At 53.4% G+C, this 12,667-nt stretch carries 14 protein-coding genes and 1 other annotated feature; of the genes, 2 read left to right on the forward strand and 12 right to left on the reverse strand.

Translation table 11 applies throughout. From position 1 onward, the window contains the following. Positions 1-22: 22 nt before the first annotated feature. From nadA to nadB, 3 genes are read right to left on the reverse strand one after another with little or no spacing between them, the layout of a single operon-like run. Positions 23-1,123, reverse strand: a complete 1,101-nt coding sequence (gene nadA, locus NK662_RS01960; RefSeq protein ID WP_254756807.1) for a quinolinate synthase NadA — start codon at positions 1,121-1,123, stop codon at positions 23-25. A gap of 17 nt (positions 1,124-1,140) precedes the next feature. Further along, complete coding sequence (gene nadC, locus NK662_RS01965; RefSeq protein WP_254756809.1) at positions 1,141-1,974, reverse strand: carboxylating nicotinate-nucleotide diphosphorylase; 834 nt, start codon at positions 1,972-1,974, stop codon at positions 1,141-1,143. Further along, on the reverse strand, positions 1,971-3,518 hold the full coding sequence (gene nadB / locus NK662_RS01970) for an L-aspartate oxidase (protein ID WP_254756811.1): 1,548 nt from the start codon (positions 3,516-3,518) through the stop codon (positions 1,971-1,973). The genes nadC and nadB overlap by 4 nt, the downstream gene beginning before the upstream one ends. Positions 3,519-3,688: 170 nt before the next feature. On the opposite strand from nadB, the gene NK662_RS01975 reads away from it, so the two are divergent. After that, on the forward strand, positions 3,689-4,828 hold the full coding sequence (locus NK662_RS01975) for an IscS subfamily cysteine desulfurase (protein ID WP_254756813.1): 1,140 nt from the start codon (positions 3,689-3,691) through the stop codon (positions 4,826-4,828). Position 4,829: 1 nt separating this feature from the next. Then, positions 4,830-5,375, forward strand: a complete 546-nt coding sequence (locus NK662_RS01980) for a transcription repressor NadR (RefSeq protein WP_254756816.1) — start codon at positions 4,830-4,832, stop codon at positions 5,373-5,375. 61 nt (positions 5,376-5,436) lie between these two features. Here the strand turns inward: NK662_RS01980 and pheA are convergent, their stop codons facing one another. From pheA to NK662_RS02025, 9 genes are all read right to left on the reverse strand, one after another. Further along, a complete protein-coding gene (gene pheA, locus NK662_RS01985) occupies positions 5,437-6,300 on the reverse strand; it encodes a prephenate dehydratase (protein WP_254756820.1) in 864 nt (287 codons plus the stop codon). Between the two features lie 170 nt (positions 6,301-6,470). After that, complete coding sequence (gene obgE, locus NK662_RS01990) at positions 6,471-7,754, reverse strand: GTPase ObgE (protein WP_254756823.1); 1,284 nt, start codon at positions 7,752-7,754, stop codon at positions 6,471-6,473. Between the two features lie 15 nt (positions 7,755-7,769). Continuing rightward, positions 7,770-8,297 (reverse strand): sporulation initiation phosphotransferase B, encoded by a 528-nt coding sequence (locus tag NK662_RS01995; RefSeq protein WP_254756825.1) that lies wholly within the window; start codon positions 8,295-8,297, stop codon positions 7,770-7,772. Between the two features lie 65 nt (positions 8,298-8,362). Beyond that, positions 8,363-8,653: a 50S ribosomal protein L27 gene (gene rpmA, locus NK662_RS02000; RefSeq protein WP_209094877.1), complete on the reverse strand. Its 291-nt coding sequence runs from the start codon at positions 8,651-8,653 to the stop codon at positions 8,363-8,365. 2 nt (positions 8,654-8,655) lie between these two features. Further along, entirely contained in the window at positions 8,656-8,994 is a 339-nt protein-coding gene (locus NK662_RS02005; RefSeq protein ID WP_254756827.1) for a ribosomal-processing cysteine protease Prp, read from the reverse strand. Positions 8,995-8,999: 5 nt separating this feature from the next. Beyond that, positions 9,000-9,308 carry a 50S ribosomal protein L21 gene (rplU, locus tag NK662_RS02010; protein ID WP_254756829.1) on the reverse strand — a complete coding sequence of 103 codons (309 nt, stop codon included), beginning with the start codon at positions 9,306-9,308 and terminating at the stop codon, positions 9,000-9,002. Between the two features lie 15 nt (positions 9,309-9,323). Then, positions 9,324-9,397 (reverse strand) — a sequence feature (ribosomal protein L21 leader region). Between the two features lie 75 nt (positions 9,398-9,472). Continuing rightward, positions 9,473-10,861 carry a ribonuclease E/G gene (locus tag NK662_RS02015; RefSeq protein ID WP_254756831.1) on the reverse strand — a complete coding sequence of 463 codons (1,389 nt, stop codon included), beginning with the start codon at positions 10,859-10,861 and terminating at the stop codon, positions 9,473-9,475. A 59-nt stretch (positions 10,862-10,920) separates the two neighbouring features. After that, on the reverse strand, positions 10,921-11,778 hold the full coding sequence (locus NK662_RS02020) for a M50 family metallopeptidase (protein ID WP_254756833.1): 858 nt from the start codon (positions 11,776-11,778) through the stop codon (positions 10,921-10,923). Beyond that, positions 11,771-12,553, reverse strand: a complete 783-nt coding sequence (locus tag NK662_RS02025; protein ID WP_254756835.1) for a M23 family metallopeptidase — start codon at positions 12,551-12,553, stop codon at positions 11,771-11,773. Before NK662_RS02025 ends, NK662_RS02020 begins: the two co-directional genes overlap by 8 nt. Positions 12,554-12,667: the final 114 nt, after the last annotated feature.

Consider the following 12,667-nt stretch of genomic DNA (forward strand, 5'->3'; position numbering starts at 1 on the left):
AAAGCAGAGGAATCCCCTGCTTTTACGCGCGCGCCAGCATCCGTTCCAACGCCAGCATTGCCTCTGCTGCCACATCCTGCGGCACACGGATTACATTCACTTCCTGTCCCTGCTCCAGTGACTCCAGCGCCCACAAGAGGTGCGGCAGGTCGATGCGGTTCATGGTGAGACAAGGGCACATATACGGATTGAGCGAAATGATATGTTTATCCGGATGCCCGGCAATCATCCGCTTCACCAGGTTCATTTCTGTGCCGATGGCCCATTGGCTGCCTGATGGAGCCTGTTCAATCCTATCAATAATGTATTTGGTGGAACCGGCATAGTCCGAAGCGGCCACTACTTCCCGGCTGCATTCCGGGTGTACAAGGATGTTCATCTCCGGGTGCGTTTTGCGGACATATTCAATATTCTTCACCGTAAAGTTTTCATGAACAGAGCAGTGCCCTTTCCACAGAATCACACGGATGTCCTCCAGGGGCCCTTCATGCTGCAGCGTATCTGTATGCGGATCCCATACGGCCATCTGCTCAAGCGGCACACCCAAGTCATACGCTGTATTACGGCCCAAATGCTGGTCCGGCAAGAATAGAATCCGCTCCTTTTGTGTAAAGGCCCAGGCCACCATCGGCTTTGCGTTGGAGGAAGTGACAGTCGCTCCGCCATTCCGGCCGCAGAAAGCCTTAATCGCAGCTGTTGAGTTCACGTAAGTCAGCGGCAGAATGGTGTCGCCAAACAGCTCCTGCAGCTTCGTCCAAGCCCGTTCTGTCTGCGCGATATCCGCCATATCTGCCATGGAGCAGCCGGCACGCATATCCGGCAGCACCACCACCTGCTCATCGCTTGTTAAAATGTCGGCAGTCTCCGCCATAAAGTGTACCCCGCAAAACACAATGTATTTTGCATCCTTATTGCCGGCCGCCACCTGTGCAAGCTGCAGGGAATCTCCTGCAGCATCAGAGAACTGCATGACTTCATCCTTCTGATAGTGGTGCCCCGGGATAAACAATGTTTTGCCGAAGCTTTCTTTAATCTCGCGGACGCGCGCTTCCATTTCGGCTGTTGTCATTTCCTGATAGCGGGCAGGCAAGGCCGCTGTTTGTGCTGCTTCTAAAATATTCATGAATGTGCTCCCCCTCATTATCCCTCAATGTTAAAACTGATGTCGAGCGCCTTGACGGAATGTGTCAGCATGCCCAGTGAAATGTAGTCCACACCTGTCTGCCCATACGCAGCCAAATCGGCAAGGGTAATACCGCCCGAGGCTTCCGTCACGATGGAGGACGGCACAAGCGCCGCAAACTCCCGCACCTCGTCCGGCGTACGGTTATCAAACATGATGACATCCGCTCCGGCTGCTGCTGCCTCAAGCACCTGTTCACGCGTTTCTGTCTCGACTTCCACCTTGATCATATGGCCGAGCTGCTTCCGCACATGCCCGACAGCGGCAGTGATGGAGCCGGCGAAGGCAATATGGTTATCTTTAATCATAACACCGTCATACAGGCCAAACCGGTGGTTATAGCCGCCGCCGCAGGCTACTGCGTATTTATCAAACAGGCGCAGGCCCGGCATGGTTTTTCTCGTATCGCAGATGCGTGTATGATCACTGTTCAAGAGGCGCACTGCTTCTGCCGTATTGGTGGCAATCCCGCCCATACGCTGCAAAAGATTCAGGATGACACGCTCGCCGCTCAGCAACGGAACAATTGGCCCATGCACAGAAGCGATGATTTCGCCCTCCCCCGCACGGTCGCCGTCCTGCTTATACAACTGTATCTCTACCGAAGGGTCGAGCAATTGAAATCCGGCTTGGATGATGTCCAATCCTGCCAGCACGCCTTCATCCTTCAACAGGAAGGTCCCCTTCGCCCGCATATTTTTTGGAAATACAAGCTCCGAGGTCACATCCCGTTCCCCGATATCCTCCAGAAAAAAGTGCTCCAATGCCTGCTTCAGCTTTAATGTGTTCATGCTTTTCCCCCTGTTCCCGCAAGCTGTCTGCTCTGCTTCGTTAAAATAATCGGTGCCACCGGTCCTGAGACAGTGATACCGTCAAGGCGGCAATGGCCGCCGATGCTTTCCTTCCGCTGCAAGGCCGCGCGTGTCATCAGCCATGCGGCTGTCAGCATATTGTGCACAGTCACTTCCTCATTTGTCATAGACTCATAGGGAAGCGTCCCATAGGCTTCTTCCTCCAAGCATTCCTCCAGCCAAGTTTTCATTTGCAGAAGGGACTCCTCCGTCCGGACAATTCCTGCATAGCGGCTCATCCGCTGCTGAATGTCCCGCTTTGCGGGCAAAGGTCTTCCGGAGCCCCTCTGTGGCGCCGGAGCACATGGAGCCGCCTGTACATCCGGCTTTTGTAAAATATGCCGGCCGACCCGCTCGCCAAACACAAGACCCTCCAACAGCGAGTTGCTTGCCAGACGGTTCGCGCCGTGAACGCCATTGCAGGCTGCTTCGCCAACTGCATACAGCCCCTGAATTCCGGTTTCGCCGTCCAAATCAACCCGTACACCGCCCATCAAAAAATGGGCTCCCGGCACGACCGGAAGCAAGGCTTCTTCAACGGCCACCCCATGATGCCGGCACAGTGCTGTAATCGTCGGAAATCGCTCAGCAAACTTCTCTACCGGCGCAATATTCAAAAACACCCGTTCTCCCTGCAGCATTTGCTCGTGGATGGCACGGGCGACTACATCCCGCGGCGCCAAATCCTGCTGTTCATGCAGCCCCTTCATGAACTGCTCTCCACTGCTGTTTTGCAAAAATGCGCCTTCCCCCCGCACAGCTTCTGAAACAAGGCCGGCACATCGTCCGTCTACATAGAGCATCGTTGGATGAAATTGCATGAATTCCAAATCCACAAGCTCGCAGCCCGCACGGTAGGCAAGCGCCAATGCATCTCCTGTAATCGTGCTGTTGTTGGAGTGGAATTCATATAAGCCCCCGGCTCCGCCTGCTGCCAATATCGTGTGAGGCGCATAGTAGTGCCGAATTTCTCCGTTCTCTCCCCTTGTTGCCACACCAAGGCAAATACCATCCTGAACGATGATCTCCAGAACCATTTCATGCTCAATCAGCCGGACGCGCCCTTCCACACGCTTTTGCATATGGCGCAGCAGATTTGCCCCGGTGGCATCGCCGCCCGCATGCAAAATGCGCCGTTGGCTGTGTGCGCCTTCCTGCCCAAGGCTTAAACCGCTTTCATCCTGATCAAAAGCCATTCCTTCCTCCAGCAGCTGCCGGAGCACCTCGGGCCCGCACCGCACCAGATAAGCGACAGCCTCCGCATCATTGTGGTAGCAGCCGGCACGCATGGTGTCTTCATAGTGCCATTCCCAGCGATCATCTGCAGCCAGGGCTGCTGCAATTCCGCCCTGTGCCATATTGGTATTGCCATCATACCTCGTTCTTTTTGTGAAAATAATCACATTCTTTTGATGACAAAGCTTTTCAGCTGCCTGCAATGCGGCTGCCCCGCTGCCAACAATCAGTACGTCTGCATTCGGCATCCTTACCGCCCCCTGTAAATTCCTGCAATAACTGTCTTGACACCTATATTTACACATATTTAAACTGATGACAAGACATTTATTTTGATTCATCAGGTGTAAAATAAAAGACACCTTTTCAGAAATTAATTCCGTGATATAAGAATATAAAGATAGGAGAGGCTCCAGTCATGATATATTTAGATTATGCAGCAACTACCCCCATGCTTGAGGAATCACTGGACACATACGTGCAGGCAGCGCGAACCTATTACGGCAACGAACAAAGCCTGCATGACACAGGCTCCGATGCCGCTGCTCTATTGAAGCTCTGCCGGAGCACATTGGCAAAGCTGATCGGCGGAGAAGCAAGAGGGATTTACTTCACCAGCGGCGGCTCTGAATCTAACTACTTGGCTCTCCACTCCCTGCTGACAGCACATGAAGCAAAGGGCCGGCATATTGTCACGACACCGCTGGAGCACGCCTCCATCCGGAATTACTTTCAGGAGCTTGCGAAGACAGGATATGACATTACCTATTTACCAGTAGACGCCGCAGGCTGTGTCGATCTATCCCAATTGGAACAGTCTCTGCGTGAGGATACAGTCCTTGTCAGCATTCAGCACGCGAATTCGGAAATAGGCACCATCCAGCCTATTGCCAGGATTGGAAAGCTGCTGAAGGAGTATGGTATATTGTTTCATACAGATTGCGTGCAGACCTTCGGCAAGCTGCCGATACAGGCAGAGGAAATGGGCATTGACAGCTTGTCCATCTCCGCCCACAAGCTTTACGGACCAAAAGGGGTCGGCGCCTGCTACATCAGCCCCCGCGTGTGCTGGAAGCCACTGTTTGACGGAACCTCTCACGAGAACGGCTTCCGCCCCGGCACCGTGAACGTACCCGGTATTGCCGCGTTTTTGACCGCAGCTCAGTACAGCTGCCAGGGTATGACGCAGGAGGCTGTACGCATGCAGCATCTGCGCAAGCTGCTGCTTGCTGAATTGGCAGAGGTGCCATCTGTCTCCGTCCTGGGGCACCCGGAGCAGGTGCTTCCTCATATTGCCGGACTGCTGATTCACGGAATGGAAGGACAATACACCATGCTGGAATGCAATCGCCGGGGCATCGCCATCTCAGTGGGCAGCGCCTGCCAAATTGGAAAACAAGAGCCGTCCCGTGCCATTCTCGCGCTTGGAAGGACAGCGGCTGAAGCAAAGCAGTACGTTCGCTTGTCCTTCGGGCGGCATACAACGGAGCAGCATATCCGGGAGGTTGCAGCCTCCTTGCAGGCAATAATCCACAACTTTTTTGGAGGAGCAGTCTAACATGAAAGACCAAGAGAACAAGAAGATATTAGGGGAAGAGAGGCGCCAGCTCATTCTCAGTTGGCTCATGCAGACCGATAAACCGTTGTCCGGCAGTGAGCTTTCCAAAAAAACGAATGTGAGCCGCCAGGTCATTGTGCAGGACATTTCCTTATTGAAGGCGCGGAATGAGCCGATTATGGCGACAGCTCAAGGGTATGTCTACCTGCGGCAAAACACACCGGAGCAGACATATGAACAGATTATCGCCTGCCAGCATGCCCCCGACAGAGTGCGTGATGAACTCACGCTGCTTGTCGACCATGGCGTCACCATCAAGGATGTGAAGGTGGAGCATCCTGTGTACGGAGATTTGACCGCGCCCATCATGGTCAGCACACGGCATGAGGTCGACCAATATTTGCAGCGCATCCAGGAAACGAAGGCCTCCTATTTGTCACAGCTGACAGACGGTGTCCATTTGCATACTATTTCAGCGAACTCTCCAGCCAAGCTCGCCGCTGCCTGCCGTGCATTGGAGCAAGCCGGTTTCCTTCTTTCATCTTGAACGGCAAAAAGCTGTCCCCTTCCGCCTGCAGCGGCTCCGGAGACAGCTTTTTGCTCTGTGTTCATTCTCTCTTTAGGGAGTAGCAAGGATAGCTTCCAAGCAGCGTTACGGAGCAGCCAAGCGCCTCCAGCTCCTGTTTGGCTCCCGGCAGCATGACACCGTCATATGCCCCTTCGACATCAATCAGGAAGAAATAGTTGCCAAGCCCTGTTTTCATCGGGCGGGATTCAATCTTGGAGAGGTTCAGCTTGCGCCATGCAAAGGCCGACAGCACCTGGTACAGAGCACCTGGATGGTCCGCCGGAAGCGTCACCATCAGCGTGGTTTTCATGCCCCGCTCCGGCTCTTCGTACGGCAGTGATACACCTGCATCGTTATGTAGAATAATGAAACGCGTATGGTTGTTCTGATGCGTATGAATATCCCGGTGAACAATGGTGAGCCCGTACGCTTCAGCCGCTGTTTCATTGGCGATGGCCGCAATCCGTTCCTCCGGATGCTCCTTCACCAGCCGGGCAGCCGCGCTTGTCGACGTGGCATCTTCTACAGGAACCCCCCGTAAGTACTGGTTTAAAAAGCGATGGCATTGCGCGATGGCATGCGGATGGGAGCAGACTCTTGTCACCTGCCTCCAGACCTCCGCGTGCTCCGGATGCACAAGCAAGTGCTGCTGAATCGGCAGAATAATCTCGCCGACAATGGCAAGCGGCTGTTCGTGGACCAAATAATCAATGGTGATGTTCACCGAGCCTTCAATTGCGTTTTCAAGCGGTACGACAGCATAGTCGATTTCCCGGGCAGCCACTGCATCCATACAATCCGGAATTGTGGCGTACGGGATGCTTTCCTCTCCGCCAAAGAAGCGTTTTACTGCTGCATTTGTAAATGTTGCCGCCGGTCCCAGATAACCAATCCGATACGTCATGTATTCTTCACCTGCTTTGTTTTTATGATTCTAGTTATACCATGGCGATGTATGATTATCCAGATATTTGCGAATATTTCGGTTATAATGATGCTGTCCATAGAATCCATTACATAAGTAAAGGGATGCCCAAACACCTGCTGAAAGCGTTTGGGCACCCCTTGATCTTGTCAGTCAACAAACTCAAATTCATATTCCATAATGCGGACGGTGTCGCCATCCTTGGCGCCGCGCTCACGCAGCGCATCGTCCACACCCATGCCGCGCAGTTGGCGCGCAAAGCGGCGGATGGATTCTTCCCTCGAGAAGTCGGTCATCTTGAACAGCTTTTCCAAGTCGTGTCCGGTCAGAACGAAGGTGCCATCGCTGTCGCGTGTAATATGGAACTTTGGCGCTTCCTTCTCGAACTTGTACATCACACGCGTTTCTTCCTGCTCCACATGCTCGAGCGGGAATTCCGGCGTTGTATCCACCAAATCGGCAATAGTAAACAGCAGGTCGCGCAGACCCTGGCGGGAAGCAGCCGAAATCGGGAAGATACGGACGTCCTCGCCCACCTTCTCGCGGAATGCCTGCAAATTCTCCTCAGCCTCAGGAACATCCATTTTATTGGCCACTACGATTTGCGGACGCTCTGTCAGACGCAAATTGTACTCCTGCAGCTCCTTGTTGATGGTCACATAGTCCTCATACGGGTCGCGGCCTTCCAAACCAGACATGTCCACAACATGCACAATTACGCGCGTGCGCTCGATATGGCGCAGGAATTGATGTCCTAGGCCGACACCTTCATGAGCCCCTTCAATCAAGCCCGGCAGATCCGCCATGACGAAGCTGCGGCCATCTTCCGTTTCCACTACACCCAGGTTCGGCACAATTGTTGTAAAATGATATTCTGCAATCTTTGGACGCGCTGCTGAAACGACAGACAACAGCGTAGACTTGCCGACACTCGGGAAGCCAACCAGACCGACATCCGCAAGCAGCTTCAGCTCCATAATGATATTGCGCTCTTGTCCAGGCTCACCGTTTTCCGCAATTTCCGGAGCCGGGTTCGCCGGCGTCGCAAACCGCATATTGCCGCGCCCGCCGCGCCCGCCCTTCGCAATAATGGCCTGCTGGCCATGCGTCACCAGGTCAGCAATCACCTGCCCGGTATCCGCATCCGTGACCACTGTACCCGGCGGAACCTTGACCACCATATCTTCAGCACCTTTTCCGTGCTGCGCCTTGCTTGTGCCGTGCTCTCCGCGCGGTGCCTTGAAATGGCGCTGATAACGGAAATCCATCAGCGTACGCAAGCCCTCTTCCACAACAAACACGACATTCGCGCCGCGTCCGCCATCACCGCCGGCAGGACCGCCGTTCGGCACATACTTCTCCCGGCGGAACGAAACTGCTCCATTGCCGCCGTCGCCGCCTTTTACATATACTTTTACCTGATCTACGAACATACCTTCACCACACTTCTATTGTTCCGCCAGCTCGATGCTGAGCTCCTCCTCATGCAGGGAGTATTGCAGCGCAAAAGCGCCATGCCCGGCAGCAAGCCAGTCCTGTAATATTTGCATATTGCTTAGTCTTCCACGAAAATCAAAAAAGAAACGGACGTTTTGTTCCCCGCATTCCACTGTAACCGAGATATGATTCTCTGCCGCAGGATGCACACTCTCATGCAAAAGAAACAGAAACTGCTTTGCCCAGCCATACAGCTGTTCATCCAGATGCTTCCGTGTATGTATGTCTCCAAGCACTTCATATTCCAAGGAACATGGAGGGTGTTCCCAGCTGTATGTCAGCAAGAGCTCAGCAAACCTCGGCATCTGCAGGCTGATCAGCTTTGCTTCATGCTGTGCCTCCCTGACAAACTCCTCAATCAGTTCATGCACGCGTTCCGGCCGGCCAAGCGACAGGTTTGCCTTCACCAGCTGCAGCCGGTTCAGCCAATCATGCCGGGAATGCCGCAATGCATCTACAACGGTCCATTTATTCCCCATGGCAATCCCCTCTAATACAGAAAAACTCTAACCTGCTTTCAGGCTAGAGTTTTTTCCTTAGTGTCTTATGCTTCTTGAGCAACAGGATATACGCTCACTTGCTTGCGGTCACGGCCCAGACGCTCAAAGCGTACAACGCCATCAACCTTCGCAAACAAAGTGTCGTCTCCACCGCGGCCAACGTTCAAACCTGGATAGATTTTCGTTCCGCGTTGACGGTACAGGATAGAACCGCCAGATACGAATTGTCCGTCCGCACGCTTGGCGCCAAGGCGCTTCGCTTGGGAGTCACGACCGTTCTTTGTGCTACCTACACCCTTCTTGGAAGCGAAGAGCTGAAGATCTAATCTTAACATAGTTACACCTCCTGCATCTTTTGATGAATTTGTATGAAATCGCCGTATACTGTCTCAATTGTCTGCAAGGAAACAAGCATACCCTCCAGCAGGGCTTGCGCCTTTACTGCTGCTTCTCCTGAAAGAGTCGGCAGGGAATAGCGGAGAAACCCGGACTCCATCTCTGTATGCTCTTCAGCGGAGATGCCGCATACTGCTTCCAATGCATTCACCGTTCCGACAGCCACAGCAGAAGCACCCGCGCAAACGAGGTCCTTTCCATGCTCGGCGTAGCCGGCATGTCCAGTCATCCGAAATGCCTGAATGCCTTGCTTTGTACGATGTATGTGTACCTGAATCATAAAGCTTATGCGTTGATTGCTTCAACTACAAGCTTTGTGTAAGGCTGACGATGACCTTGCTTACGGCGCATGTTCTTCTTCGCTTTGTATTTGAAAACGATGATTTTCTTGCCGCGGCCTTCTTTCTCAACCTTTGCAGTTACAGTTGCGCCAGCTACAAGCGGGCTGCCAACCTTCACGTTCTCACCGCCTACGAAAAGAACCTTGTCGAAAGTAACTGTTTCACCAGCTGCTGCGTTCAGCTTCTCAACGTAGATTGCTTGACCTGCTTCAACTTTGATTTGTTTGCCACCAGTTTCGATGATTGCGTACATTATGTGCACCTCCTCATGTTTACTAAGACTCGCCGCATTCAGGTAGGCAAATGCCGTTTGTGACCCTTCGCGTGCGGTTGTAGTATATAGCGCCAAGGTGCTATAAACTATAACAAAAGAATACTATCATGAAATACAACTATATGTCAACGCATGTTTCCATATTACTGTTTTTTCCGCTCCAGCATTTCGGCATGCGTTCCGAGGTGGCGAATTGTATAAGAGGAGACAGGACTCTCCTGAAAATGCACCTGCAGCGGAACTCCTGTTTGCAAACCAAGCACGGCAAAGGCTTGCCGCACCTCCGCAGGCGCTTCCACCAACACAGCTTCATAATCGGAGCCGCGGTATTGCAGCAAATCCCGCTCGAGCTCGTAGGCAGCCGCTTCCGGCGACGGTTTGTAGCCGCCATATGGACCGGCCGGCGCCAGCAGCAGGTCACGCAAGCTCTTCCGCTTGCGGCGGCGTGTCATCTCCAGGATGCCAAGGCCGGTAAAATCGAGCACACGCACCGTTGCCGCATCCCGGCGCAGCCCCTCAATGAGCGCACGGCGCACAGCTTGCTGGTCCTCCCGCTCACGCATATTAATAAAATCAATGAGGATCATGCCGCCAATATCCCGCAGGCGCAGCTGACGGGCAATTTCCGCCGCCGCCAGCTCATTTGTCTTGCGGACCGTAGCCTGCTGCGTTTGCTTGCCTGTAAATTTCCCCGTATTGACATCAATCACTGTCAGCGTCTCAGTCTGCTCAATCAGCAAATATGCCCCATTATCCAGCCAAACCACTTTCTTCAATGCTTTTTCGATCTCGGAAGCCAGACCGTGGTGCAGCAGGATATCCTCTTTCCCGCTATAGAGTGTAACCTCCTCTGCATAGGCTTTTAAATCCTGCACACTAGCCCGGTCATCCGTGATGACAGCGGCAACGGTCTCAACCGGAATTTCCTGAAACAGCCGATCCAGCAGCGACTGCGCCGCATGCAGCGGCACAGGCGGCTTTTCCTGCTCCAGGCGCTGCTGCAGCTGCTCAAACAGGCTCCGCAGACGCATGAGCTCGTCCTCGACAACAGACAGCGGCACACCGGCACAAGCAGAACGGAAAATGACCCCCTGTCCGCCCAGAGAGAGCAGCTCCTCCCGCTTTGCCTCATCCCGAATCTTCTTGGACACCGCTGTTGTTCCTTCATAAGGCATGTAGACGGCATACCGCCCGGTGAGTTCCACCTTGCCTGTCAGCTTTGGCCCTTTTGTATCCACAGCGTCCTTCGTGACCTGCACCAGCAGGCGCTGCCCCTCATGGACAAGCTGTTGAATCAGCCTGCCGCCTGCAGCCGGCAGGTCATCCTTATGCAAATAGGCATGCTGCTCTGCTCCAATATCAACAAAGGCCGCCTGCATGCCCGGAAGCACCTTGGCCACCCGTCCGGCATACAAATGGCCAACCAGGCTGCCCTGCCCCGGACGGTCATAGAGGATTTCGGCAACGCGCCCCTCTTCCTGCACCACAATGCGCTTCTCTGTTCCGCGCAAATTCATATACAACGTCCTCACGCTATCTTCCTCGCTTTCTGTATGCTTACCATACAAAAAAGGCCAGTGCTCCGTCAACACTAGCCAATGAGTTCGCTGAGAGATGAGCTGACCCTGCGCTCGGCAAAATAGGCGTGCAGCAGTTCATTCTCATCAAGGGTATATTGTTCGCGCGGACTTTTCACAATAATGGAATGCTTGTAGCCCCTGCGGAATTGTGTAAATACTGCATAGACCGGATCATCGGGCTGCGCCATAATGGATGTCAGCTTTTCAATGCTTTTTCGCTTGCCGTAATACCGCTCAAGCAGAAAGCGGATGAAGGTATACTGCCTTTGCTTCCATTCCAAATACATCGATACAGCCAGAAACGAGAGTGTCGTCCACATCGTGACATTGGAGGTGTTCCAAATCAGGCCGCCAAGCGCCATGATGGAGAAGCAAAAGCCGGAGGTGCCGAGCGTATAGCGGTGGGCCTGCAGGAACGGAAAATGGCCGGACAGCAGATTCAATACAAGCTTGCCGCCGTCCAGCGGCCAAATCGGCAGCATATTGAAGCAAAAGATGACAGCATTGTTCCAGATAAAAAACGTATAGGCATCTGCGGGCAAATACCCCAGCTCGTACAAGACATACGCTGCCGCAGCCATCCAGATATGCTGGACCGGGCCGGCCAGCACAACAACCAATTCCTCCTGCAATGGCTTATTACCGTGCTCTTCCATTTCCGCCACTCCGCCAAAGGGAAGCAGCTGAATTCGCTTGATCCGCCATCCATAGTGGGCTGCGGCAAAAGCATGGCCCAGCTCATGAACAAAAACTATGGCAAACAAAACAAGCAACTCCCGAAAATGTGCCGTAAACACGCCAATGGCAATCACAACCCAAAACAATGGATGTATGCTGAGTTTCACCAACACATCCCTGTATCTACTCAAACGAAATCACCGGAATCGGGTCAACAAATTTCTCACCCTTCCTCAGAGCGAAATAAAAACGCCCGGTCTTCCCATCTTCACTATTGGCGACCACAGCAATTTTTTGCTTCTGCTTTACATAGTCGTACAGCTTCACCGACACATCAGACAGGTTGCCATACCAAGACTCAGAGCCGTCCGCATGCTGAATGATGAGCGTGTTGCCCAATCCTTCCTTTTGTCCAATAAAGATGGCCACCCCCTCGCGAATCGCTCCCACCGGCGCATTCACATTCGTCTGTACAAATACGCCCTTTCCATTTGCCGAGAAGCCTTGCAGTACCTTCCCCGAGGCCGGGATTGCATAGTCGGCATCCGCTGTTGTACTTTTCTTATCTGCCCCTGCCGGGAGCAGTGTCAGTGGTTTTCCAAATTGCTTCTCGTACCAGGTGGAAACTGCGGCAAATTGGAACTCTTCCGTCATCACCTGATTGATTGCTGTACGGGCCTGACTCAGTGCCGGATTATTGCTCTTGAATACGATTCCCGCCCCCAGCACCAGACTCGCCGCACACAGCACCTTAAAGAAGAAGACCTCCTTGCGGAAGGTCGGCCCCTTCGCCTGCTCAGCCAGCTCCGGCATATTTGATTCGAACTCCTGCACCTCATAAGAAAACTCTGTTTGCTCCGGCAAAGCCGGCAGCCATTCTTCCGCAGCCGGCAGCGTGCGCCGCTGCTGCTCCGCCTTCCGTTTGGCAATCCTCTTGCGCACTTCATCCACTCGCTTATTCCGCATGATGCCCCATCCCCCACATCCCATTTGTACATATCTATGAGTTGTCCCATGGAGTTATGCAAGAAAAGCGGAAGCAGCCGTTTAGCCATCCGAAGGGAGCCAGCCCGTTCAAAT

Origin of the sequence: Ectobacillus ponti, from assembly GCF_024294785.1 — a bacterium.
Lineage (GTDB): Bacteria > Bacillota > Bacilli > Bacillales > Bacillaceae_G > Ectobacillus > Ectobacillus ponti.